Origin of the sequence: Streptomyces kronopolitis, assembly GCF_050953795.1 — a bacterium.
GTDB classification, from domain to species: Bacteria; Actinomycetota; Actinomycetes; order Streptomycetales; family Streptomycetaceae; genus Streptomyces; species Streptomyces kronopolitis_A.
The window spans coordinates 596995-621379 of record NZ_CP191850.1; the positions used below are offsets into that span (position 1 = coordinate 596995).

The following is a 24385-nucleotide window of genomic DNA, read 5'->3' on the forward strand; positions in this document are numbered from 1 at the left end:
GGTTCAGCAGTCGCAACAACTGCAGCAGTCACAGCAGTCGCAGTCGCAGTCGCAGCAGTCACAGTCCTGGCAGCACCCCTCGCGCTTCTTCCGTGACCACGGCCCCTCGTACTCCGCCGCGCAGCAGAGCTTGCAGGTGCAGCACAGCCCGATGGCGACCGCGCAGCCGGCGAGGAAGCCCCGGGGCTTCTTCGGCTGGTGCGGGAACTTCGGCAGCCCGCCGCCCGCTCCTCCCCCGTGGCCGCCGCCCGCGCCGCCGGGCGGCACCGGACCGCCGCCGTGCGCGTGCTGCGGGCCGTTCAGCTGCTGACCGTGGACGTAGGGGCCGGCGGCGGGCGGCACCTGGCCGTATCCGGGCGGGCCACCGTATCCGTTCCCGTTCGGCCGGGAGCCCTGTCCGCCCTGGGGACCCGGCTCGCCGTGCCCCTGGTGGGCGCAGGCGGCCGTCCCGAAGGCCCGGTCGACCGAGCGGCGCAGCTCGTGCACCAGCAGCGCGTGCACCAGCCGGGCGTCCGCGAACTCCGCCTCGCGCAGCGCGCGCCGGATGCCGTCCAGCGCGTCGTCACACAGCCGTCGGGCCTGTGCGGGGGTGGCGCCGGTGGCGGTGAGCGGATTCCAGGCCCCCTCGGCGGCATCCGCCGCGCGGTCCTCCACGGCGTCGAGGAGGTGCGCCAGCCGTCCGAAGAGCCGGCCCGCCTCGGCCAGCGGGGCGGCGTTGCCGGGCCGGCCCGCCAGGACGGCGGTGTGGGCGAAGGCGGCCGCGGTGGCCGTCTCGGTCGGTTCGGTGACCACCGTCAGCGGGGTGCCGGGACCGGCCGACTCCTCGATGGCCGGCTGCCGGTCGACCGCGTCGACGAGCAGCGCGGTGTCGAAGCCGAGGCCGGCGCCGGTGCGTGCCCCGGCCCGGTCCCACCCCGCGGCGACCCGGCGGGCGGCGGCGGCCACCGGGCGGCGGCGCAACAGCCCGTTCCGGTCGGCGACATGGTCGCGGATCTTCGCCGAGGCGAGCACCAGGGACACCGACGCCGCCAGGCGGGCACCCTCCCCCTTCGCCACCTCGGCGGTCCGCATCCCGCGCAGCGGGCAGGGCCCGGCGGTGCGGCGCGATATCCGAGCGGGTCCGGACTGGGCGTCCGTCAGGACGGAGACGATCAGCCCGTCATAGTTCGTGACGACCCGGGCGAACTGGCCGTGGTCGCCGCGCAGGGCGAGACAGAGCCCGCACAGATGGGCCGTCCACTCGGCTTTGAGCCCTTGGGACAGACGATGGGTGCAGGGCCTGACGATGCCGAACACGTGGAAACCCCCGTAAGACGTCGGCTGGAGCGGCCCGAGCCGGTGCGGCGGGCCTGGGTCGACAACGCAAGAGCGTAGCGAGTGGGTCGCTGAGCTGGACACACACCCCTGGAAGCGGGGAGATGCCGGTCAGCTGACGGGCCGTCATTTCGATTGCCACCAGCGGGCGGTGACGCGGTCGCTCCGCCCTGCCAGGGGAGGGCGCGGGCGGAGCGACCGCCGGGGGCCCAGGTCCACAGGCAGGCCGGGCCGGGCCGGGAATCGGGGAAATCCCTCGGCTCACCACTGAGTACGGACCGCGCCGCGGCTTTGTTCACACGGTTCGCGATCGGCCGGGTCCGGTGGGTGCGGGCCTCATTCCGGAGCCGGCCCGGTGGCCCCCATCCCCGCGTGGGGACGCATCCGCACGGCGAGTGCGGCGACATCGTCCTCGGCGTGCAGCCCGTCGAGGCGGAGCAGCACCTCGTCGAGCACCTGCGCCACGCCCGCCCCGGCCGGCAGCCGCATCCCGGCCAGCCGTGACAGCGAGACGTCGATGTCCTCGCCGCGCCGCTCCACCAGGCCGTCGGTGAACATCACCAGGGTCTCCGCGGGGGTGAAGCGGCGGGTGAGGAGTTCATAGCCGCCCACGCCGGTCCCCAGCGGGGGCCCCACGGGGACGTGCAGCAGGTCGGTGCTGCCCGAGTGGCCGACGACCACCGGCGGGAGATGGCCCGCGCTGGCGAACGCGGCGCTCCGGCGGGCCGGGTCGAGCCGGGCCAGCAGACAGGTCGCCGGGCGGCGGCTCTCCTCCTCGGCCACGGCGCTGTCGAGCCGCCGCAGCACGCGGTGCGGCGGCAGATCGGCCGAGGCGACGGAGCCCAGATGGGAGCGGTAGGCGTTCATGTCGACCGCGGCGTCGAGCCCGTGGCCCATGACGTCGCCGATGGCCAGCAGGGTGCGTCCGTAGTGGAGTCGCACCGCCTCCAGCCAGTCGCCGCCGACCAGGGCGCTGGTGCCGGAGGGCAGGTAGCGGGTGGCGAGTTCCAGATTGGGGTGCGGCCGGCCCGGCGCCGTCAGGAGCGCCCGCTGGAGTTCGGTCGCGGTGCGCTGGACGGTGGCGTGGTGGCGGGCGTGGGCGAGCCGGGCGGCCGCGAAGCGCGCCACGGAGTGCACGGTGGCCGTCTCGTGCGCGGTGAATGCGCCGCCGGCGCGGAGGACCAGCAGCGCGCCTTGGTGCCGGCCCTGCGCGGTGAGCGGCACGGCCAGCGCCTGGACGGTCAGGCCACCGGGCAGCGCCCCCGACGCGGCGACCGGGTGGCCCTCGTCCAGCGCCCGCCGCGCGGGAGGGCCGCCGGACTCCCCGTCCTCGTCCGGGAAGCGGGCGCCGAGCACCTGTACCAGGCCCGCCGTCGCGACCCGGTGCAGTTCCGGCGGGGACGGGGGCCGCTGGCCGGTGCCGTCCCCGGAGAGCAGGTCCACCGCGGCGGCGTCACACAGATGCCGGCAAAGGAAGCGGGTCAGCTCGGTGCAGGTGGTCTGCTCGTCCAGGGTGGTGCCGATCGCCTCGGCGGCTTCCTCCACCGTGTGCAGACGGGCGAGTACGCCCGCCGGATCGGCATCCAGGTCCGATTCCGAGCCGTCCCCGTTCGACACAGGCCACCTCCACGGCGCTGCGGCCCGCCGTGAGCGGGACGCTCCTCCTGCACCCATACCACCAGCATCCCGGCGGCACGGCCCGCCACGGCGGGCGCGCCGCTCCCTTGTGCGGCCGGCCACCCCGTGCGGACCGGCGGCGGCAGGCCGGCCCGGGGGCCCCGCGCCGCCGGTCCTGGGGGCGGTCGTCAGCTGAGGACGCCGGTGCCCAGCAGGCCGAAGAGGAGCACGCCGACCAGGATGCGGTAGACGACAAAGGAGTTGAAGGAGTGCTTGGCCACGAACTTCAGCAGCCAGGAGATCGAGGCGTAGGCCACGACGAAGGAGACCACGGTGCCGATGGCCAGGGGCGCGACGGCGGCGCCGCTGCCGACGGCGTCCTTCAGCTCGTAGATACCGGCACCGGTGAGCGCCGGGATGCCGAGGAAGAAGGACAGCCGGGTGGCCGCGACGCGTTCGAGGTCGAGGATCAGGGCGGTGGACATGGTCGCGCCGGAGCGGGAGAAGCCGGGGAAGAGCAGGGCGAGGATCTGCGAGCAGCCGACCCACATGGCGTCCTTCAGCGAGGTGTCGTCCTCACCGCGCTTGTGCCGGCCCATCTGGTCCGCGGCCCACATCACCCCACTGCCGATGATCAGCGAGCCGGCCACCACCCACAGGGACGCGAGCGGGCCCTCGATCAGCGGCTTCGCCGCCAGGCCGACGACGACGATCGGGATGGTGGCGTAGATCACCCACCAGGCGAACTTGTAGTCGTGGTGGTAGCGCTCCTCGCGGTTGCGCAGACCCCGGAACCACGCGCCCACGATGCGCACGATGTCCTTGAAGAAGTAGACGAGTGCCGCGGCGATCGCGCCGACCTGGATGACGGCGGAGAAGCCGACGACGGCCGTGTTGTCGACGGGGATGCCCATCAGCCCCTCGGTGATCTTGAGGTGACCGGTGGAGGAGACCGGGAGGAATTCCGTCACCCCCTCGACGGCTCCGAGGACGACGGCCTGGCCGATGCTGATGGCGCTCATGTGATCCATTTCTGGGAACGGTGCGGACGGTGGACGCGGGTGCGCCGCGGTGAGCCGGGTGCGGGGCGGTGCGGCCGGGTGCGTGTCGGGTACCCGGGGGCATCGGCGTCGTCGGCGATGTTCCCGGCGGGGCCGGGGCGGGTACCGGGGATGCCTCCGGCGTCGCCTGCACACGGATGTGTCCCGGCACACAGGTCGGTGAGCTGACTGTACTGGGGGTTGCCCCGTACGGCCGAAAGCACCGGGTCCACGAGCCGGCGGCGGGCGGGTGCGGCGGACCGGGAGCGGCTGCGCGGCGGGCCGGCGGGCGACGGCGGGGAGAGAAGGGTCACCACGGCGGGCCGGGGTGACGGACCGCCACCGGGGTCCTGAGCGGCGGCGGGGCGACTCCGACCGGCTACGGCAGGGGCGTGCGCGGCGGGACACGGAGCCATGCGGTCAGTTCCTCCCGTGAGGGGCGGGGTGCGTTCCGCGCCCCGGACGTCTACAGTGCCACCCGGTGGTCTACAACACTGTAGACGAACAGCGTGACGTCCCCGCCCCGGCGGCACCGGCTCCCCGTGTTCCGTGGGCCCCGCCACGGGCGGGGAAGCGCTCGGCGGGGCACGCCGGCGGCCCCGCATGCTCACCTCCGGAGCACTTCACAGCAACGCCTCGTAGGGTGCCCCACCGTCCACAACAGCCCACCGGAGGAGCCAGGATGCCGCTCACCGTGATCAGTACGGCCGTCGCCCCCACCACCACGGCGAGAAGGCCGCGGCGGCCCACTGATCGCTGGGAGGCCGTGTCGTGACCCTCGCTCCCCGCTCCGCTCCCGCACCGCGCGCCGGCGGGGCCGCACCCGAACGGCCCGCCGTCCCCGCGCCCGCCACCACCGCCGCGGGCGACCAGGCGCCGCCCGCCCCGGAGAAGCCGCGCGACGCGTTCTTCGACAACGCCAAATATCTGGCCATCGTGCTGGTGGCTCTCGGCCATGCCTGGGAGCCGCTCTACGCCACCAGCCGCAGCGCCGCCGCGCTGTACCTCTTCGTGTACGCCTTCCACATGCCCGCGTTCACCGTGATCTCCGGCCATTTCTCGCGCAGTTTCGATGTGCGCCGCGACCGGCTCCAGCGGCTGATCACCGGCATCGTCGTCCCCTATCTCCTGTTCCAGACGGCCTATGCGCTGTTCCGGTACGCGGCCGGCGACATCCCGAGCTTCTCGGTCAGCCTGGCCGATCCGTGGTTCCTCACCTGGTTCCTGGTCGCCCTGTTCATCTGGCGGCTCACCGCGCCGCTGTGGCGGATCGTGCGCTGGCCGGTGCCGCTGGCCCTCGCGATCGCCGCGGCGGCCTCCGTGTCGGACCTGGGCAGCGATCTGGATCTGCAACGGGTCCTGCAGTTCCTGCCGTTCTTCGTCGTCGGCATGCGGCTGAAGGCGGAGCACTTTCGCCGGCTGCGCTGCCGGCCGGCGCGCCTGGCCGCACTGCCGGTCCTCGCGGGGGCGCTGGTCTTCGCGTACTGGGCCGTGCCGCGGATGAACGACGCGTGGTTCTACCACACCGACAGCGCGCAGAAACTGGGCGTGCCCTGGTGGTGCGGCATCCTGATGCAACTGGGCATGTTCGCCTGCTCGCTGGTGCTCGCGGCCTGCTTCCTGGCCTGGGTGCCGGGCCGCCGGGCGTGGTGCACCGCGCTGGGCGCCGGCACCCTCTACGGCTATCTGCTGCACGGCTTCCTCGCCAAGGGCTCGCGCTGGTGGAACTGGTACGACGCCGACTGGATCCACACCCCCTGGGGCGCCGTCCTGGTCACCCTGCTCGCCGGCGTGGTCGTCACGCTGCTGTGCACCCCACCGGTCCAGCGCGTCTTCCGCTTCGCCATGGAGCCGGAGATGCGCTGGGCGTTCCGGCCCGCACCCCGGCCCGGCGCGCGGGGCGGTGCGACATGACCCGACGGGAAGGACACCGCTGAATGACGAGGACCGCTCCGCGCATCCTGATCGTCGAGGACGACCACGGCCTGCGCGATGTCCTGGCCCGCGGCCTGCGCGACGAGGAGTTCGAGGTGGTGACCGCAGCCGACGGCGCCGCCGCGCTGCGCACCGTCGACGCGTCGGTGGACGCGGTCGTGCTCGACGTCGGGCTGCCGGACTCCGACGGCCGGGACGTCTGCCAGGCGATGCGGGGAGCGGGCCGCGCCGTGCCGGTGCTCTTCCTGACCGCGCACGGAAATCTCACCGACCGGCTCGCCGGTTTCGCCTCCGGGGGCGATGACTACCTCGCCAAGCCGTTTCACCTCGACGAACTGGTGGCCCGCCTCCGGGCGGTGCTGCGCCGCGGGGGCGGCGACGGGGCCCTGGTCGCCGGCGGCGGGGCGCTGCGGCTGGACCCGGTGCGCCACCGGCTGACCGTCCACGGCGCGGCGGTCGCCCTGACGCCCACCGAATTCCGGCTGCTGGCCTGCCTCATGGCGGATCCCGGCGCCGTCGTCCGCCGCCGGGCCCTGCTGCGGGCGGGCTGGCCGGTGGGCGCCCAGGTCAGCGACAACACCCTGGATCAGTACCTGTGGCGGCTGCGCCGCAAGCTGCGCGCGGCGGACAGCCCGCAGGGCATCGAGACGGTCCGCGGCATCGGCCACCGGTTCGCATGAGGCTCCCCCGGCGCACCCTGCGCGGCCGGCTGGCCCTGATGGCCCTGTTCACCGGCACCGTGTGGGTCGCCGTCCTGACGGCGGGCTTCAACCTGGCGCTGGACAAGCGGCTGCACGAGCAGGCGAACGACGTGCTGCGCACCCGGGCGCAGGCCGTGGCGGCCACCGTGGAGGCACGGCCGGACGGGCGGCTGGTGGTCCACGAGCCCGCCCGGGACCAGGCGCTGGACTCCGGGGTGTGGATCTACCAGGGCCGCCGGATCCGGGAAGCGCCGCCCGGCGCACCCGGCGCGGTGCGGCGGCGGGCGGATCAACTGGCCGGCGGGCACGAGACGTTCGCCGAGACCGGAGCCGGCGACGGATCCGGCGGGACGCGGCTCTACGCCCTCCCCGTGGCGGCCGCCCGAGGCCCCGGGCAGGCCGGCACCGTGGTCGCCTCCGTCAGCCTGGACCCCTACCGCAGCACGGCGGACACCGCGCTGGCCGGATCCGTGGCGCTGGCGGTGCTGCTGCTCGCCACCGTCCACCTCCTGACCCGGCTCGTGGTGCGGCGTGCCCTGCGGCCGGTCGCCGAGATGAGCGCGCAGGCCGCCCGCTGGAGCGAGGCCGGCGCCGTCGAGCGGTTCGGCGCGGCCGGCCGGCCCGCCGAACTCGCCTCGTTCGCCACGAGCCTGGACGCCCTGCTGGACCGGCTGGCCGCGGTGCTGCGCCATGAACAGCACCAGGCCGCGGCGCTCTCCCATGAACTGCGCACCCCGCTGGCCCGGATCACCGCGGAGACCGACTGGCTGACCCGGCGTCCGCGGACCGCGGCCGAGCAGCACACCGCGCACGAGGCGATCGCGCACGCCGCCGCGACGATGCGGCAGATCTGCGACACCCTGCTCGCCGAGGCCCGCACCCGCGGTGCCCCGACCCCCGGCAGCTGCCGCTTCCCCGCTCTCGCACGGGACCTGGCACGGCGCTTCGCCGCGGACCACCCCGAAGCGCCCGCGGTGGCGGTGACCGGCGATGCGGCGACGGCGGGCGTACCGGCGGCGGTGGCCGAGCGGATCCTTCTGCCGCTGCTGGACAACGCCCGCCGCTACGCCGTGCACACGATCACCCTGCACTGCACGGCCGGCGCCGGCCGGGTCACGCTCCAGGTCGGTGACGACGGGCCCGGCGTGCCCGCGGAGTTCCGCGGGGCGCTCTTCACACCGGGCCGCCGCGCCGACCCAGGGGACGGGCACGACGGCGCCGGCCTCGGCCTGGCCCTGGCGCGTCGGCTGGCCCGCGCGGCCGGCGGCGACCTCACCCTGGCCGCCGACGGCCCCGGCGCGCGGTTCGCCGTCACCCTGCCTGCGGGCTGACCTCCTCGCCCGTGGTGACGTCCCGCTTCGTGCGGATCAGGTGGAGGACGAGCCCGAGGATGACGGCCAGGAACAGCACGCTGGTGCCGACGGTGCCCAGGCCGAGGCCGCCGCTGTGCCGCGGCTGGGAGAGGTAGTCACCCATCGAGGCACCGAGCGGCCGGGTCAGCACGTACGCGATCCAGAACGCCCAGATGGTGGGGAGGTCCAGCGTGAAGCGGGCCAGCGCCACGGTCGCGATCAGCGCGGCGAAGACGACGGCGGAGAACCAGTACCCCAGGTCCAGCCGCTCGGCGGTCAGATCGCCCGCCGAGGTGCCGAGCGCGAAGGTGAACAGGATCGCCGACCAGTAGAAGGCCTCCCGGCGGGGCGTGCGGACGGTGTGGATCGACAGGGTGCGCTCGCTCAGGTACCAGGCGAGGAAGGTCAGTGTGAGCAGGACGGCAAACACCGCCGTCGTCGTCTCCAGCGGCACCCCCAGGTTGTCGGTCAGGTTGTCGCTGATCAGCGTGCCGACCACGCTGATCAGGACCACCGCGAGCCAGTACAGCCCGGCGCGGTAGGAGCGCGCCCGGAACTGGAGGACCAGGGCGACGGCCAGCAGGGCGGCCATCAGGTAGGAGGTCTTGGTCAGGCCCATGCCGAGGTTGTCGTTGAGCAGGTCGGCGGCGGTCTCCCCGACCGTGGTGCACAGCACCTTGATCACCCAGAAGTAGACGGTGACCTCGGGGACCTTGTTCCGCATCGGCGGCCGGTGCCGGGCGGGCGGCCCGGCGGGGTGCGGGTGGGTATCGGTTTCGGTACGCATACCGCCGCACGCTGGCAGGTGCCGCCTTAACGCCGCCTGACCGGCGCACGGCCGCGCTGCCCCTGGTGTCACGGCAGATAACATCAGTAACTGTGGCGTGGCTCATACGTGCGGTGGCGGCTCCTTTCCGGGCCGGCCGGGTGCTCGACATCGGCGGGACCGGAGGCGTTGCGCGAGGGCAGTCGGCCCGATGAGCCCGGGCCACCCGAACCCAGCAGAGGCACCACACATGGATCCAGCGGCCGCGGCTTCGTCACCCCCTACGGGCATCAGCCTGCGCCAGCTGCTGATGGCGCTGGGCGAGCCCCTGGTGGAGCTGCAGGCCGCGCCCGCCGGGCTGGACGTCGAGATCCGCAGCGTGGCGCTGCTGGACCCCGAGGACCCGCCGCTGGCCCACCCCGGTGAGCTGGTCCTCGCGATAGGCGCCCGGGGCCGGGCCGCGTTCCCCGCGCTGCGGGCCGGCGGGCGGGACGGCGCCGCCGCCGTCGCGGTGAAGCTGGACGCCCCCGGGCAGGCCGCGGCGCTCAGCGAGACCGCCGTCGAGGCGGGCGTGGCGCTGCTGTCCGTACGGGGCGAGGCCCGCTGGGAGCAGGTGGACGCGCTGGCCCGGGCGGCCCTGGAGAGCGCGCCGCAGGGCCGCCCCGGCGAGGGGGTCGAGGAGGGCGACCTGTTCTCGCTCGCCCAGACCACGGCGGTCCTCACCGGCGGCATCGTCAGCATCGAGGACACCGCCAACCGGGTGCTGGCCTACTCCCGCTCCACCGACTCCGACGAGGTCGACGATCTGCGGCGGCTGTCCATCCTCGGCTGGCAGGGCCCGGAGGCGTATCTGGCGCGGCTGCGGAAGTGGGGGGTCTTCCAGCGGCTGCGCGCCTCCGACGAGGTGATCTGCATCGACAGCCACCCGGAGCTGGGGATCCGCCGCCGGCTCGCGGTGGCCATCCGGTCCGGCGAGCGGCAGCTGGGCACGATCTGGGTGCAGGAGGGCTCGACGCCCCTGACCGAGCAGTCGGACCAGGCGCTGCTGGGCGCCGCCCGGGTCGCCGCGCTGCATCTGGTGCGCCGCCGCCGGGAGCTGTCCGCGGACCTGACGCTGACCCGTACGCTCGCGGCCGGGCTCCTGGAGGGCAGCACCGGCCCGCAGCCGCTGGCCAGCCATCTGGCGCTGGACGCCGCCCGCCCGGCCGCCGTCCTGGGCTTCTCGTACGGGACCGCCGGGTCCGCCACCCCGGAGCTGACCCGCGCCGAGGTCAGCAACCTGATCTCGGTGCACACCGCGGCCCGGCACCGCAGCGCCCTGGTCACCCAGGTCGACGCGCGGATCTACGTGCTGCTGCCGCAGCTGCCGCGCAGCATCGACACCGGCACCCTCCGCGGCTGGGCGCAGGCCATCGCCGAGGCCGCCGGCCGCCATCTGGGCCTGTCGCTGCGGGGGTCGGTCGGCTGCATCGTGCCCGGGCTCGGCGAGGTCCCCGACTCGCGCCGGGAGGCGGACCGGATCCTCGACGCGATGGTGAGCGTCGGTGTGGCCACCACCGTCGCCGCGCTGCCGGACATCCAGGCGGAGGTGCTCGTCAGCGAGGTGCTGGCGCTGCTCGCCGCGCACCCCGAGATGCGCGATCCGCGGCTGACCGCCCTGGTCAGCCATGACAGCCGGAACCAGGGGCAGTTGGCGGAGTCCGTCCTCGCCTATCTGAACGCGTTCGGCGATGTCCGGGCCGCCGCCGCGGAGTTGCATGTGCACCCCAACACGCTGCGCTACCGGATCCGCCGGGCCGAGGACCTGACCGGCCTCGACCTGGGCCGCCCGGACCAGCGGCTGCTGGCGATGCTCCAGCTGCGGCTGCCGCCCGCCGGCTGAGCCGGTCAGCCGGCGCGGACCGCCTCCCGGGCCTCCCCCGCCGCGGGCACGTGCCCGCAGTCGTCCCCGGCCGGCACGGGCCGGCCGACGAGTCCGTGGGCGGGCAGGTCGACGTAGTCGCGGTCGGCGTCGGCCACCACGTGCCGGGGCGCCCCCTCCCCCGGCCCGGACGTCAGATGGGCGGTCACATAGGCCGCGCTCGTCCGCACGACGTCGCGGGTCAGCCCGAGCGGGAGCAGTGCGCGGGTCTCGGCGATCGTCTCGTCCTCGCCGGCCCGCAGCACCACCCGGACGTCGGGCGCCACGGCGTGCGCGGCGACCGCGACCGCGACGTTGTCGAGCTCCTCGGAGCCGACGGCGGCGAGGGCGCACGCGCGGCCCGGCCCGAGGCGCGCCAGCACCTCGCGGTCCTCCCCGTGCGCCAGCACCACGGGTATCCCCATCGACCGCGCGAGGCGGAGATTCGGGGCGGCGGGCTCCCGCTCCACGCCGACCACCGGCACCCCCAGTTGACACAGCGTCTGGCACAGCCGCAGCCCCACCTGCCCGAGCCCCACGACGATGACGTGCCCGGCCCGGGGCAGCACCCGCGGCCCCAGCACGCCGACCAGCCGCGGGCCGAAGAGCCGGTCGACGATGCCCGCGGTCAGCAGCGCGGTGAAGCCCACCGTCACCAGCATCGCCGGCCCGGAGGCCACCTCGTAGCCGGGATGACCGTCGTGCGGCGCGGCCGGGCCCACCCCGGCGACGACCCGGGAGGCCTCCAGGAAGGCGGTGGCGGCGGGCCGGTGGAAGACGGTGACCAGCCAGGTCCAGTCCGGCGCCAGGAGATCGGCCGGGGAGACCGGGACGCAGGAGTGCAGCAGCAGCCGCAGCTGCTGCGCCACGGTGCGGTCGAAGACCGTGACGACGAGGCGGACGCGGTCGCAGACGTGGCGGATGGCCAGGGCGTGGCGCAGCGCGGAGAGGTCGTCGCCCACCAGGACGGCGACTCCGTCGGGCCGCGCGGCGAGGGCGCGGCGCAGCTCCCGGTCGTCGGGTGCGGCGAGGTGGTCGACCCGGTGGCCGCTCGCGTCGAGTGCGGCACAGACCCGGCGCGCCAGGGTGGTCGCCCCGATCACCACGTACCGCCGGCTCCCGGCCGCCTGCGGACCCGTCCCCACCGGCGGCTTCGCAGCCGCGGCGCACGCTTCACCCGGCGTTCCGCCGGCGGACTCCCCGCCGTCGTCCCCCACCGGTGGGATGGGGGACGAAGCGGCGTCCGGGGCGGGTGGCGTCTGTCGGGGCGGGGGGCAGGGCGGGCATGGGGTCCCCTTGCGCGTCGGGCGGCGGTATGACCGAACTCACGCCAGAGAAGGCGCGGTCCGGGGCATCTGTGCCGGAGGCCAAGGCTTCGCGGGCGGCGTTGTCCGCTCGCACCAGCGGCCGCGCGGAGCCCGCCCGCACCAGGCCGATCGCCCGCTCCCATAACGGGCCGAACGTCGCGTGCGGTGAGGTGAGCCGCTTTTCCCGCGTCGGCACATTGGCCGGACGGACAGCCCTGCGGAACGAATTTGTCCGTTCTTACAAATACGCCACGGCGCACCGCCACATACGCTTGCGCAAATCCAATCCGGACGTGATGCGGCTCACCTCTCATGAGGAGGCCGGGCAATAGCGTGGCGGCGCGACAAGCGCCCCCCACCCGCGCAGGCATCCGAAGGCCGCGGACCCGCTCGTCGCGCCTTCGAACTCCGTCAGGGCCATGATCGCCACCTGCCAGCACCCGGCCCTGTCGTGCATCCGGCTACCGAGGCGATCAGCAGTCACCACGTGCATGACCCTCCAACCCTCAATGGATGTCCAGATGACTACTTCTCCCTCCAGCCCTGTGGCTGCCCCGCCCGGACCTCCGGGACACGGGCCGGCTCCAGAGCAGTCCGGTCTGCAGTCGGGCCTCAAGAACCGCCATCTGTCCATGATCGCCGTGGGTGGAGTCATCGGCGCCGGTCTGTTCGTCGGCTCCGCCTCCGGCATCGCCGCGGCCGGACCCGGCATCCTGCTCTCGTACGCCCTGGTCGGCGCGCTGGTCGTGTTCGTCATGCGGATGCTCGGCGAGATGGCGGCGGCGAACCCCACCTCCGGTTCCTTCTCCGCCTACGCGGACCGGGCGCTCGGCCGCTGGGCCGGCTTCTCCATCGGCTGGCTGTACTGGTTCTTCTGGGTCGTGGTGCTCGCCGTGGAGGCGACCGCCGGTGCGGCGATCCTCACCAGCTGGGTCCCGGCCGTCCCGCAGTGGGCCTGGGCGCTGATCGTGATGATCGTCCTCACCGCCACCAACCTCGCCTCGGTCGCCTCGTTCGGTGAGTTCGAGTTCTGGTTCGCCGGCATCAAGGTCGTCGCCATCGCGGCCTTCATCGTCCTCGGCGGCCTGGCGATATTCGGGGTGCTGCCCGGTTCGGGCCACGCGGCGACCGGCTTCGGGAACCTCACCTCGCACGGCGGATTCCTGCCGCACGGACCCAGCGCGATCCTCACCGGCGTGCTGATGGTCGTCTTCTCCTTCATGGGCAGCGAGATCGTCACCCTCGCCGCCGGTGAGTCCGAAGACCCGCAGCGTGCGGTCACCAAGGCCACCAAGAGCGTCATCTGGCGGGTCGGCATCTTCTACCTGGGCTCGATCCTCGTGGTCGTCTCCCTGCTGCCGTGGAACGACCCCTCGATCGCCAAGAAGGGCTCCTACGTCGCGGCCCTGGACTCGATCGGGATCCCGCACGCCGGCGAGATCATGAAGGTCATCGTGCTGACCGCCGTGCTCTCCTGCCTCAACTCCGGCCTGTACACCGCCTCGCGGATGGCCTTCTCGCTCGGCCAGCGCGGCGACGCCCCGAAGGCCTTCGCCCGGACGAACCTCCGTGGTGTCCCGCAGGTCGCGATCCTGGCCTCGGTCCTCTTCGGCTTCATCGCGGTCGGCTTCAACTACCTGTGGCCGGACACGGTCTTCCAGTTCCTGCTGAACTCCTCGGGCGCGGTCGCGCTCTTCGTCTGGCTGGTCATCTGCTTCTCGCAGCTGCGGATGCGCGGCATCATCCTGCGCGAGAACCCGGACAAGCTGATCGTCCGGATGTGGCTGTTCCCGTACCTGACCTGGGCGACGATCGCGATGATCTCGTTCGTGCTGGTCTACATGCTCACCGACGACAGCGAGGGCGGCGGCCGCATCCAGGTGCTGCTGTCGCTGCTCCTCGCCGTGCTGGTGGTCGCGGTCTCGCTGGTCCGCGACCGGCTCGGCCGCGGTGCCGCCGAGAAGGCCGCCGTCACCTCCGGCTAGCCGAAACGGTCCGTGCGGTACGGGCAGAGGCGCGGTTTCCCCGCACCTCTGCCCGTACCGCGCTTCGGCACCGCCGCACCGGACCGCGTACCCTCGTCCGCACCCACGCCCCCGAGCACAGGGAAGTACGCCGCAGACATGCCCGCCTTCAGACGCCGCAAAGGCAACCTTCCCCGCCTGGTCCCCGAGCTCGACGACGCCCCACTGGGCCAGGTGCGCAGACGCGTCGAGACGGCTTGGTCCCGCGGTTCGCTGGACACGGCTGTCATGGCCCTGATGGCGAACCTGATCGACGACGCCGGCGAGGACTGGGACCGCAAGGCCCACCGGCTGTCGGTGCTCGCGCGGTCCGCCGGGCGGTCGCTGCCCGGCATCTGGCGCCAGCACCGCCCCGAGCACCACGGCGCCCTGCTGCTCCACGCCTGGTCGGATCTGATCCAGGCTCGGCAGCAGGGCGCCGTCGTCGATCTGGACGTCACCCGCGAGACCTGCCTCCAGGCGGCCGCGCTGATACCCGCCGACCCCACCCCGTGGACACTTCAACTGGCCGTGCTGCGCCTGGAGCGGCGCCCGTCCACCGAGCTGTCGGCGATCTGGCGCGAGATCAAGGCCCGCGATCCCTGGAACCGCGAGGCGCATCTGCAGGCCCTGGGCTATCTGTCGCCGGACGAGTGCGGCTCCAGCGCCATGGTGCTGGATCTGCTCGACGGCGTCCGCTCGGCCATGCCCTCCGACGCCCCGGCCGCCGGACTGGAGCTCACCGCGTTCGTGCACAGCCATCAGCGGGCGGTCGCCGGCGGCGGGCTGTCCGCCGTGGGGGCCGCGGAGATCTGGCGCCGCCCCGACGCCGCCCGGGCGCTCGACCATGCCGCGCACTACTGGACGAGCCCGGGATTCCTCACCCACGCGGCCGCCCTGGCCGATCTCAACCTGCTGGCCTACGCGTTGCTGAAGTCCTCCCGGACGGCCGAGGCCGGGACCGTGCTGCGCGCCACCTCGGGCGTGGCGACGCCCTGGCCGTGGAGCCTGGAGGGCGAACCGCTGGAGCGGTACGCGCACTACCACGGGCGGTATGCGAGCGAGGACCCCGAAGCGAAGCGCGGGGGCCGGCGGCGCTGACCCCCGCGGACCGCGACACGGCCCGCGGCGGCCGCTGACCCACCACCGAGGGGCGCGAACGAGGGCGCGGGGCATCTGTGCGAGCGCCTACCCGGAACGGGTGTTTTTGTCGGCTCTTGCGGCGTATCGGGACTGCCCGACCCACTTCCCGGGGATCCCCTGACGGAAGAGGGTGGGAGGTCCGCATGCGCGACAGCGTCAGCACAGGCCGCCCGGTGGCACGAGGCGGCCGGCGCGTGCCGCTGCTCCTGGCGCTGCTGGCCCTGCTGTTCGCCGCGCTGACGCCCTGCTGTGTGCACGGCCCGGCCCTCGACCCCACCGGCTGCCCGCTCCGCCCCGCCTCCCCCGCCGCCGCCCCGGCCGAAGGACCCTGCCTCCCCTCGGGGCCGGTGCTCGCGTCGGACGAGAACGGGGGCAGACATCCGGGCGGCGGCGTGCGGCGCCTGTGCGACGCGACGGTCTGCCACCCGCGCCCGCACCCGCCCACCGGCCCCGGCGGCAAGACGCTCGGGGACTCTCCCGTGGCGGAGGTCGGCCCGGCCCCGGGGGGCACCTCCTTCGCGGCGGTCCGCACGGCCGCCGCCCCTGCCGCGCCGAAGCGAGCGGCCGTCCTGCGCTGCTGAGCCGGCCCGTCCGCACTCAACTCCCCCTGTCCGCACGGGACCCGGGGCGAGTGCGGCCTGCCGCCGTCAGCGTTCAGGACTTCCACCGCAGGAGATGTGGCATGCCCCTCGACGTCTTTGCCGCGCTCGGCGCGCTCGTCCGCGCCGAAGCCCGGCGCAGCGCACCGCAGCCCCGGTCCGCACCCCCCGGCGAGACCGCCCCCCGCCCCCCGGCCGGCCCGACTCCCCCGCCGGACGGCCGGGCGCCCACCACCCCCGACGGCCCGTCCCGCGCCCGCGGCTGCCTGCTGGCCCGGATGCTGCGGAGGCTGGCCGCGCGCTTCCGCTAGGGGACTTCCGGACCTCCCGGCACGGCACCGGCGGCCCGGCCCGCGGCACCGCTTGTCCGCCCCTCCCGGGGGCGCGATCCTGGAGTCATGGCCACCGTCGCAGGCCCGGACACGATGCACGGCTGGGCCGTTCGGCGCCCCGGCCCGGTCGCCTCCGGGCCGCTGGCCGCGATCCGCCGCCCCGTGCCGGAGCCGGGCCCCGGTGACCTGCTGCTCCGGGTGGAGGCCTGCGGGGTGTGCCGTACGGATCTGCATCTGGCGGAGGGGGATCTGCCGCCGCACCGTCCGTCGACGGTGCCGGGTCACGAGATCGTCGGCCGGGTGAGTGCCACCGGAAGCGCGGTGACGGGCTTCCGGGTCGGCGACCGGGCCGGCGGGGCGTGGCTGCGCGGCACCTGCGGCGTCTGCCGCTACTGCCGCGCGGGGCACGAGAACCTCTGCCCCGACTCCCGGTACACCGGCTGGGACGCCGACGGCGGCTTCGCCGAGGCCGCGCCGGTGCCCGCGGACTACGCCTACCCGCTGCCGGACGACCGGGACGCCGCGCTGCTGGCGCCGCTGCTGTGCGCCGGGATCATCGGCTACCGCGCGCTGCGGCGCAGCGCGCTGCCCACGGGCGGCCGGCTCGGCCTCTACGGGTTCGGTGCCTCGGCGCATCTGGCCGCGCAGATCGCCCTGGCCGAGGGCGCGACCGTCCATGTGCTCACCCGGTCGCCGCAGGCCCGGGCACTCGCCCTGGAACTCGGCGCGTCCTCGGCGGGCGACGCCTACGACCGCCCGCCCGAACCGCTGGACTCGGCGATCCTCTTCGCGCCGGTCGGCGAGCTGGTGCCGGTGGCGCTGGAGGCGCTGGATCGTGCGGGGACCCTCGCGGTGGCCGGCATCCACCTCACCGACATCCCTGCGCTGACCTATCAGCGCCATCTCTTCCAGGAGCGCGCTCTGTGCAGCGTCACCGCCAACACCCGACAGGACGGCCGGGAGTTCCTGGCGGCCGCGGCCCGGATCGGCATCCGGGTCACGGTGAGCCGCTATCCGCTGAGCCGCGCCCCGCAGGCGCTCGCGGACCTGGCCGCCGACCGGGTACGCGGGGCCGCCGTACTGACGCCGGACTGAGCGGGGACGCGACGGCAGGGGCGGGCGGGCGGCCACGGACGGACGAGCCCTTCCCCGCCCCCACCGCGCCCCGGCCCCCGCCGAGTAGCTCCCGCCTCCCCGCGTGCCGCACCATGGAGACAAGGCGGTAATTTCCGGCTTGTCCGATGAGGCGGTGGCGGGGCTGACGCCCTGGCCCCCGAGGGCGGATACGGCGACCGTGGCTTATGACGACGGCTTCCGGCGTACGGAGGCGGTGCAGGCAGTGACCGCACGAGTCCTTGGGTCTACCGGGGCCGAGCTGACCGCCGTCTTCGTGCCGGCCGAAGGAGGCGGCGAACTCCAGCTGGCCGAGATGGTCGGGGGCTCCGGCGCCCCCTACGGGCTGCCGACCCGCTACCCGCTGGCCGGCGCCTCACCGGTCGCCACGGTCTTCCGTACCGGCGTCCCCCTGTGGCTGAGCCCGGCGGAACTCGCGGAGTACGGCACCGATCCAGGGAGCCGACCCCCCACAGCAGCCGGGACGACCCCCTGGAGCGGTGCCGGCACCCCACCGGCCGAGGTCTCGCTGGCCGTGCTGCCGCTGGGCGGGGAGACCCGGCGGCTGGGGTGCCTGGTGGTGGTGGAACCGGCCGCGGAGGCCTTCGACGCCGACCGCCGGCACCTGCTGGAACTGCACGCCGCTCAGGTGGCCGCCGGGCTGGAGGCCGTGGGGGCCCGGGTCATGGCACGGACCGAGCGGCGGTCGCTGCTGGGGCCGGGGCTGGACACCCTGCGTGGCGGCGCCTTCACCCTGCTGCTGCGCACCGGGCACATGACGGCGGACCGCAGGGTGCTGGAGCTGTTCGGTATCGCGCCCGAGCAGTTCGACGGGCAGGTGGAGACCCTGCTGGCGCACACCGCACCGGACGATGTGCCCGCCCTGATGTCGATCGTGGAGCCGGGCGGGCTGCCCGTCGCCGGCCAGCAGCTGTCGATCCGGATCCGCCGGACCAACGGCGAGCTGCGCTGGCTGAGCCTGCGCTGCCGGGTGCTGGTCGACACCGACGGCGCCCCGGAGCGCATGCTCGGGGTGGTCGCCGACGCCTCGTATCTGCGCCCCACCGCCGACGAGGTCTCCCTCGTGCAGCGACTGTCCGCCGCGCTGGCCGGCGCCACGACCGTGCGGGACGTCAGCCGGGTCGTGGTCGCCACGCTGCGGCTGCCGCTGGCGGCCCGCCGGGTGGCGGTGGCCGAGCTGGAGGCGGACCGGCTGGTGGTGTCCGTCCTCGATCCCCCGGAACCGGCGGACTGGCCCGCCGTGTGGCGCGCCGAGTGGCGGTCCGAATGGCCCGACACCTCGTGCCAGTCGATGCCGACGCTGGAGAGCGTGCTGCGGGCCGGGCACGTGGCCCTGTGGCCGCGCGGGGCCGCCCTCGAACCCGGTCTCGCGGATCTCGGACCCGGTGGCCTCGCCGTCCTGCCACTGCCGGCCGAGGGCCGCGTCGTCGGGGTGTGCCTGCTGGGCTGGGACGAGGAGCACGCCTTCGGGCCGGAGGAACGGTCGCTGCTGACCGCGACCGCCGGCCTGGTGGGCCAGGCCCTGGTCCGCGCCCACGCGCTGGACGCCGGGCACGAGCTGGCCACGATGCTCCAGCGCAGTCTGCTGCCCCGCAAGCTGCCGTCGCTGCCCGGCGGGGTGGCCGTCGCCCGCTATCTGCCCGCCACGATGGGCCTTGAGGTGGGCGGCGACTGGTACGACGTCATCCCGCTCGCGGACGGCCATGTCGCGCTCGTCATCGGCGACGTCGAGGGGCACAGCGCCGGCGCCGCCACGATCATGGGCCAGATGCGGACCGCCATCAGGGCCTACGCGGTGGAGGGCCATCCGCCCGACGTGGTGGTCTCGCACGCCAACCGGCTGCTCCTGGGCATGGAGACCGATCTCTTCGCCACCTGCTGCTACGTGGACCTGGACATGGAGGAGGGCATCGCCTGGTTCGTCCGGGCCGGGCACCTGCCGCCCCTGCTGCGGCTGCCCGACGGCAGCACCGAGGCGCTGGGCATCGAGGGCGGCCCGCCGCTGGGCGTCTCCGCGGAGGGCGAGTTCCCGCTGACCGAGGTCGGGCTGGCCGCCGGCACCGTGCTCGTGCTGCTCACCGACGGCCTGGCCGAGTCGGCCACCCTCCCCCTCGACGAGGGCATCGGCAGGGTGCGGGCGGCGCTCGCCGCGGCCGATCCCGCCGATGCCGGGCGGCTGGCCGATGAGCTGCTCGGCGGCGCCAAGCGGCGCGATGACGACGTGGCACTGCTGGTGCTGCGCTACGACGGGATGCGGGTGCGCCCCACCCGGGTGCGCTGGGCGGTGTGGCGGCTGCCCGACGCAGTGATGCACGCCCGGCGCTTCACCGCCCGCACCCTGCGCTCCTGGGGTGTGACCGACGAGGTCGACGTGGCCCTGCTGGTGGTGTCCGAGCTGGTCACCAACGCCATCGCGCACACCCGGGGAGAGGTCCGGCTGGATCTGACGCTGGCCGCGGACCGGCTGCGGGTCGCGGTGAACGACGCCTCGCCGCGCGCCCCGGTCAAACCGGCCAGTGTGGACTGGGAGGCGACCGGCGGCCGCGGGCTGCTGCTCGTCGAGGCGATGTCGGCCTCCTGGGGTTCGGTGCCGCTGAGCGGCGGCAAGCAGGTGTGGAGCGAGATCTCCCTGCCGCCGGGCGAACGGCACGGCGAGGTGGATCCGTCGGACGCGGCGGCCCGTTCGGACGCCCCGGCGCGCGGCGGGGAGGTGCGCTGAGATGCGTGCGCGGCGGCGCGCGGCCGGGGTGATCCTGGCCGGGCTGTGCCTGGCCGCGGGGCCGGTCGCGTGCGGACAGGCCGGCGGGGTGCACCAGCCGGGCGCGCCGTCCGGCGGGGCCGTGCGCATCGGGGTGCTGCTCCCCGACAACACCTCGCGCTTCTACGAGTTCGACAAGCCGCTCATCGAGAAGGAGATCCACCGGCTGTGCCGCGAGTGCACCGTGGAGACCGAGAGCGCCCAGCACGACGTGGCCACCCAGCAGCAGCAGATGGACGCGATGATCACCAAGCGGGTCGAGGTGCTGGTCCTCGACGCGGTCGACTCCAAGTCGCTGCGCTCCTCGGTCGACGACGCGCACCGGGCCGGGATCCCCGTCGTCGCCTACGACCGTCTCGTGGAGGGACCGGTCTCGGCGTACGTCTCCTTCGACGGCGCGAAGGTCGGCCGGCTCCAGGGCGAGGCGCTGCTCAAGGCGCTGGGCGGCAAGGCGCACCGCGGCCAGATCGTCATGATGAACGGCGCGTCGACGGACCCCAACGCCGCCTGGTTCAAGCGGGGTGCGCTGGCCGCGCTCCACGGCAAGGTGAAGATCGGCAAGGCCTACGACACCGCCGGCTGGCGGCCGGAGAACGCCAACCTCAACATGTCCGCCGCCCTCTCGGCGCTCGGCCCCGACAGCGTCGCCGGTGTCTACTCCGCCAATGACGGGCTCGCCGCCGGCATCATCTCGGCCCTGCGGGCCGCCAAGGTCAGTCCGCTGCCGCCGGTCACCGGCCAGGACGCCGAACTCGCCGCCATCCAGCGCATCGTGCGGGGCGATCAGTACATGACCGTCTACAAGCCCTTCACGCCCGAGGCCGACACCGCGGCCGCCATGGCCGTCGCCCTGGGACGCGGCAAGAACCTCGGCACCCTCACCACCCACAAGGTCAACAGCCCCACCACCCGGAACATCCCGTCCGTGCTGCTCACCCCCATCCCGGTGACCGCGGGCCACATCAAGGACACCGTGGTCAGGGACGGGATGTACACCGTCCGGCAGATCTGCACCCCCAAGTTCGCGGCCGCGTGCCTGCGGGCGGGACTCACCAGATAAGGCAGGTGCCCATGGAGCCCGGCGCGCCCCTCCGGCGACCTACGTCGCCGCCGCTGCTGGCGCTGCGCGGGATCTTCAAGCGGTTCGGTGCCGTGCAGGCGCTGGCCGATGTCGATCTGGAGGTCCACGCCGGGCAGGTGGTCGCGCTCGTCGGCGACAACGGCGCGGGCAAGTCCACGCTGATCAAGGTGATCGCCGGGGTGGATCCGGCCGACGAGGGGGTGGTCGAGTGGGACGGGCATCCCGTGCAGGTCACCCGGCCGCACGAGGCCCAAAACCTCGGGATCGCCACCGTCTACCAGGACCTGGCGCTGTGCGACAACCTCGATGTGGTCGGCAACCTCTTCCTCGGCCGGGAGATCCACCGCTTCGGGGTCCTGGACGAGGTCGAGATGGAGCGCCTGACCCTCGACCTGCTCGACACCCTCGCCATCCGGCTGCCCGATGTGCGCCTGCCGGTCGCCTCGCTGTCCGGCGGGCAGCGGCAGACCGTCGCCATCTCCCGCTCGCTGCTCGGCGCGCCGCGGCTGGTACTGCTCGACGAGCCCACCGCGGCGCTGGGCATCGAACAGACCGCCCAGGTCCTCGACCTCGTGGAGCAGTTGCGCGAACGCGGGCTGGGGGTGCTGCTCATCAGCCACAACATGGGGGACGTCAAGGCCGTCGCGGACTGGATCGCGGTCCTGCGGCTGGGCCGCAACAACGGGTTCTTCGACGTGACGACCACATCCCACGAACAGATCATCTCCTCCATCACCGGAGCCACCGACAACGCCGTGACGCGGCGCGCCTCGCACGGGTGGGAGGCATAGGCGTGAGCCGGACGTGGACGCTGCGCAAGCAGAAGCAGACCGGCGCGCGGGCCGCCGGGGCCGTGACCGACGCCGACCGGCGGCAGCTCGCGGCCGGCGGCACCGGCGGCCAGAACCCCCTGGAGATCCTCAAGCGCCGCTTCCACAGCGGTGAGCTGGGCTCGGTGCCGGTCGTCCTCGGACTGGTCGTGGTGTGGATCATCTTCGAGAGCCTCAACGAGAACTTCCTCTCACCGCGCAATCTGTCCAATCTCAGCGTGGACATCGTCGGCCCCGGCATGATCTCGGTCGGTGTCGTCTTCGTGCTGCTGCTGGGCGAGATCGATCTGTCGGTCGGCTCGGTGAGCGGTCTGGCGGCGGCCGTGTTCGCGGTGCTGAGCGTCGACCACGGCATGCCGGAGGCGCCGGCCGTGCTGCTCGCGGTGCTCGGCGGCACCCTGATCGGCGCTCTGCAGGGGTTCTTCCTCGCCAAGGTCGGGGTGCCGGCCTTCGTGGTCACCCTCGCCGGGCTGCTGGGCTGGAACGGCCTGATGCTCTACCTCCTGGGCGCCAGCGGCACCGTCAATATCGACGAGAACGGTCTGGTGGCGGGGCTGACCAGCCACTACTTCACCAATGTCGCCGCCGCGTACGGGCTGGCGGCGCTCGGCACGGCCGCCTTCCTCCTCGTCTCGTACCGCGATGTGCGGCGGCGCCGGGCGGCCGGTGTGCCCGCCCGGCCGATGAGCGAGATCGTGCTGCGCACGGCCGTGCTGGCGGTGATCTCGCTGGCCGCCGCCTGGGTGCTCAACCAGTTCCTGGGGCTCCCACTGGCCCTGCTGATCTTCCTCGTGATGCTGGTGGGGCTCGACTGCGTGCTGCGCCGTACGCCCTACGGCCGCATGATCTTCGCGCTCGGCGGCAGCGTGGAGGCGTCCCGGCGCACCGGCCTCCATGTGAGCCTGGTCCGGATCTCGGTCTTCATGATCTCCGGGACGATGGCGGCGATCGGCGGCCTGTTCCTGGCCTCGCGGGTCACCTCGGCCAGCCAGACCTCCGGCTCGGGCAATCTGCTGATGGACGCCATCGCCGCCGCGGTCATCGGCGGCACCAGCCTGTTCGGCGGCCGCGGCCGGACCTGGTCGGCGCTGCTCGGCGTGCTGGTCATCCAGTCGATCGCCTCCGGGGTGGCCCTGATGGGCATCCAGACCGCCGTCCAGTTCATGATCACGGGCGGGGTGCTGCTCATCGCCGTGGTCATCGACTCGCTCTCGCGGCGGGCGCAGCGGGCGCACGGACGGGTGTGACGCCGCCGGGGCGGTGGAGTTTGCGCCGCGCCCGGTCACGGAAGACCTCAGCCGATGTCCGCCATCCTGCACGCCCTGTCCCTCACCGGATCCATGACCTGGGAGATCACCTGGGCGCTGATCCTGGGCTTCGCACTGTCCGCCGTCGTCCAGGCCGTGGTGCGCCGCTCCACCGTGGTCGGTCTGCTCGGCGACGACCGCCCCCGCACCCTGGCGACGGCCTCCGGGCTGGGCGCCGCGTCCTCGTCCTGCTCGTACGCCGCGGTGGCGCTGGCCCGGTCCCTGTTCCTGAAGGGCGCGAACTTCACGGCCGCGATGGCCTTCGAGATCGCCTCCACGAACCTGGTGATCGAACTCGGCGTGATCCTGGCGCTGTTGATGGGCTGGCAGTTCACCGCCGCAGAGTTCATCGGCGGCCCGGTCATGATCGTGCTGCTCGCCGTGCTGTTCCGTCTCTTCCTGCGCGACGCGCTGCTGGTCTCGGCCCGCCGGCAGGCCGAACGGGGCCTGGCCGGGTCGATGGAGGGGCATGCCGCGATGGACATGTCCGTGCGCCGCCGCGGGTCCTTCGCCCGGCGGCTGCTGTCCGCCGAGGGGTACACCGCGACCGCGCACGTCTTCGTCATGGAGTGGGCCGCGATCCTCAAGGACCTGGTGATCGGCCTGCTGATCGCCGGTGCCGTCGCCGCCTGGGTCCCGGACGACTTCTGGCGCGCCTTCTTCTTCGAGGGGCACCCGCTGGCCGCGAAGCTGTGGGGGCCGCTGATCGGCCCGGTGGTGGCGATCGCCTCGTTCGTCTGCTCCCTCGGCAACGTGCCGCTGGCGGTGGTGCTGTGGAAGGGCGGGATCAGCTTCGGCGGGGTGGTCGCCTTCATCTTCGCCGACCTGCTGATCCTGCCGATCCTGAACATCTACCGGAAGTACTACGGGGCCCGAACGGCGCTCTTCCTGCTGGCCACCTTCTACGCGGCCATCGTGGTGGCCGGCTACGTCGTGGAATTCGTCTTCGGCGCCCTGGGGCTCATCCCCCGTCAGGCCGACGCCAGGATCCCCACGTCCGGTGTCTCCTGGGACTACACCACCTGGCTGAACATCGCCTTCCTGCTGCTCGCCGCCGCCCTGGTCCACCGCTTTCTGCGCACCGGGGGCCGGTCCATGCTGCGGGAGATGGGCGGCGCCCCGCCCGACGGCCCGGCGCCGCGCCCCGCGCCCGGCGGCGGGACCGGCGAGAACTGACGAAGGGCGGTCCGGTAGGTGACGAAAGTCTCATGACGCGGCCGCCCGCGGCGCGCAGCGTGGGGAGTAGGCGCGGATCGACCTAGCGCG

20 protein-coding genes are annotated in these 24385 nt (G+C 74.0%); 15 read left to right on the forward strand and 5 right to left on the reverse strand.

Features of this window, described 5'->3' with window-relative positions; translation table 11 throughout:
- Window positions 1-3: 3 nt before the first annotated feature.
- The 3 genes from ACQP17_RS02225 to ACQP17_RS02235 form a co-directional block, all read right to left on the reverse strand.
- On the reverse strand, window positions 4-1296 hold the full coding sequence (locus tag ACQP17_RS02225; RefSeq protein ID WP_433854673.1) for a DUF5685 family protein: 1293 nt from the start codon (window positions 1294-1296) through the stop codon (window positions 4-6).
- 354 nt (window positions 1297-1650) lie between these two features.
- Window positions 1651-2988, reverse strand: a complete 1338-nt coding sequence (locus ACQP17_RS02230) for a PP2C family protein-serine/threonine phosphatase (RefSeq protein ID WP_433854674.1) — start codon at window positions 2986-2988, stop codon at window positions 1651-1653.
- A 131-nt stretch (window positions 2989-3119) separates the two neighbouring features.
- On the reverse strand, window positions 3120-3953 hold the full coding sequence (locus tag ACQP17_RS02235; protein WP_433854675.1) for an undecaprenyl-diphosphate phosphatase: 834 nt from the start codon (window positions 3951-3953) through the stop codon (window positions 3120-3122).
- Between the two features lie 789 nt (window positions 3954-4742).
- Here ACQP17_RS02235 and ACQP17_RS02240 point away from each other — a divergent pair.
- The 3 genes from ACQP17_RS02240 to ACQP17_RS02250 are packed head-to-tail and all read left to right on the forward strand — an operon-like array spanning window position 4743 to window position 7938.
- Window positions 4743-5885, forward strand: a complete 1143-nt coding sequence (locus ACQP17_RS02240; RefSeq protein WP_433854676.1) for an acyltransferase family protein — start codon at window positions 4743-4745, stop codon at window positions 5883-5885.
- 23 nt (window positions 5886-5908) lie between these two features.
- Window positions 5909-6586: a response regulator transcription factor gene (locus tag ACQP17_RS02245; RefSeq protein ID WP_433854677.1), complete on the forward strand. Its 678-nt coding sequence runs from the start codon at window positions 5909-5911 to the stop codon at window positions 6584-6586.
- The gene (locus ACQP17_RS02250) at window positions 6583-7938 is read left to right on the forward strand and encodes an ATP-binding protein (protein ID WP_433854678.1); all 1356 of its coding nucleotides are present in this window, start codon (window positions 6583-6585) and stop codon (window positions 7936-7938) included. The genes ACQP17_RS02245 and ACQP17_RS02250 overlap by 4 nt, the downstream gene beginning before the upstream one ends.
- Here ACQP17_RS02250 and ACQP17_RS02255 read toward each other — a convergent pair.
- On the reverse strand, window positions 7919-8746 hold the full coding sequence (locus ACQP17_RS02255; protein ID WP_433854679.1) for a COG4705 family protein: 828 nt from the start codon (window positions 8744-8746) through the stop codon (window positions 7919-7921). The genes ACQP17_RS02250 and ACQP17_RS02255 overlap by 20 nt on opposite strands.
- Before the next feature lie 229 nt (window positions 8747-8975).
- Here ACQP17_RS02255 and ACQP17_RS02260 point away from each other — a divergent pair, with 229 nt between their 5' ends.
- A complete protein-coding gene (locus tag ACQP17_RS02260) occupies window positions 8976-10607 on the forward strand; it encodes a helix-turn-helix domain-containing protein (RefSeq protein ID WP_433854680.1) in 1632 nt (543 codons plus the stop codon).
- Between the two features lie 5 nt (window positions 10608-10612).
- Here ACQP17_RS02260 and ACQP17_RS02265 read toward each other — a convergent pair whose 3' ends face one another.
- Complete coding sequence (locus ACQP17_RS02265; protein ID WP_433854681.1) at window positions 10613-11731, reverse strand: NAD-binding protein; 1119 nt, start codon at window positions 11729-11731, stop codon at window positions 10613-10615.
- Between the two features lie 209 nt (window positions 11732-11940).
- On the opposite strand from ACQP17_RS02265, the gene ACQP17_RS02270 reads away from it, so the two are divergent.
- The 11 genes from ACQP17_RS02270 (at window position 11941) to ACQP17_RS02320 (ending at window position 24295) form a co-directional block, all read left to right on the forward strand.
- Window positions 11941-12264 (forward strand): hypothetical protein, encoded by a 324-nt coding sequence (locus ACQP17_RS02270; protein ID WP_433854682.1) that lies wholly within the window; start codon window positions 11941-11943, stop codon window positions 12262-12264.
- A gap of 189 nt (window positions 12265-12453) precedes the next feature.
- Window positions 12454-13917: an amino acid permease gene (locus ACQP17_RS02275; RefSeq protein WP_433854683.1), complete on the forward strand. Its 1464-nt coding sequence runs from the start codon at window positions 12454-12456 to the stop codon at window positions 13915-13917.
- A gap of 138 nt (window positions 13918-14055) precedes the next feature.
- On the forward strand, window positions 14056-15036 hold the full coding sequence (locus tag ACQP17_RS02280) for a hypothetical protein (protein WP_433854684.1): 981 nt from the start codon (window positions 14056-14058) through the stop codon (window positions 15034-15036).
- A gap of 185 nt (window positions 15037-15221) precedes the next feature.
- Complete coding sequence (locus ACQP17_RS02285) at window positions 15222-15659, forward strand: hypothetical protein (RefSeq protein ID WP_433854685.1); 438 nt, start codon at window positions 15222-15224, stop codon at window positions 15657-15659.
- A 101-nt stretch (window positions 15660-15760) separates the two neighbouring features.
- Entirely contained in the window at window positions 15761-15988 is a 228-nt protein-coding gene (locus tag ACQP17_RS02290) for a hypothetical protein (RefSeq protein WP_433854686.1), read from the forward strand.
- A gap of 87 nt (window positions 15989-16075) precedes the next feature.
- The gene (locus tag ACQP17_RS02295; protein WP_433854687.1) at window positions 16076-17104 is read left to right on the forward strand and encodes a zinc-dependent alcohol dehydrogenase family protein; all 1029 of its coding nucleotides are present in this window, start codon (window positions 16076-16078) and stop codon (window positions 17102-17104) included.
- Between the two features lie 334 nt (window positions 17105-17438).
- Entirely contained in the window at window positions 17439-19862 is a 2424-nt protein-coding gene (locus ACQP17_RS02300; RefSeq protein WP_433859811.1) for a SpoIIE family protein phosphatase, read from the forward strand.
- Window position 19863: 1 nt separating this feature from the next.
- The gene (locus ACQP17_RS02305) at window positions 19864-20961 is read left to right on the forward strand and encodes a sugar ABC transporter substrate-binding protein (protein ID WP_433854688.1); all 1098 of its coding nucleotides are present in this window, start codon (window positions 19864-19866) and stop codon (window positions 20959-20961) included.
- Between the two features lie 11 nt (window positions 20962-20972).
- On the forward strand, window positions 20973-21773 hold the full coding sequence (locus ACQP17_RS02310; RefSeq protein ID WP_433859812.1) for an ATP-binding cassette domain-containing protein: 801 nt from the start codon (window positions 20973-20975) through the stop codon (window positions 21771-21773).
- A gap of 2 nt (window positions 21774-21775) precedes the next feature.
- Window positions 21776-23059, forward strand: a complete 1284-nt coding sequence (locus tag ACQP17_RS02315; protein ID WP_433854689.1) for a sugar ABC transporter permease — start codon at window positions 21776-21778, stop codon at window positions 23057-23059.
- A 54-nt stretch (window positions 23060-23113) separates the two neighbouring features.
- Window positions 23114-24295 carry a permease gene (locus ACQP17_RS02320; RefSeq protein ID WP_433854690.1) on the forward strand — a complete coding sequence of 394 codons (1182 nt, stop codon included), beginning with the start codon at window positions 23114-23116 and terminating at the stop codon, window positions 24293-24295.
- Window positions 24296-24385 lie beyond the last annotated feature (90 nt).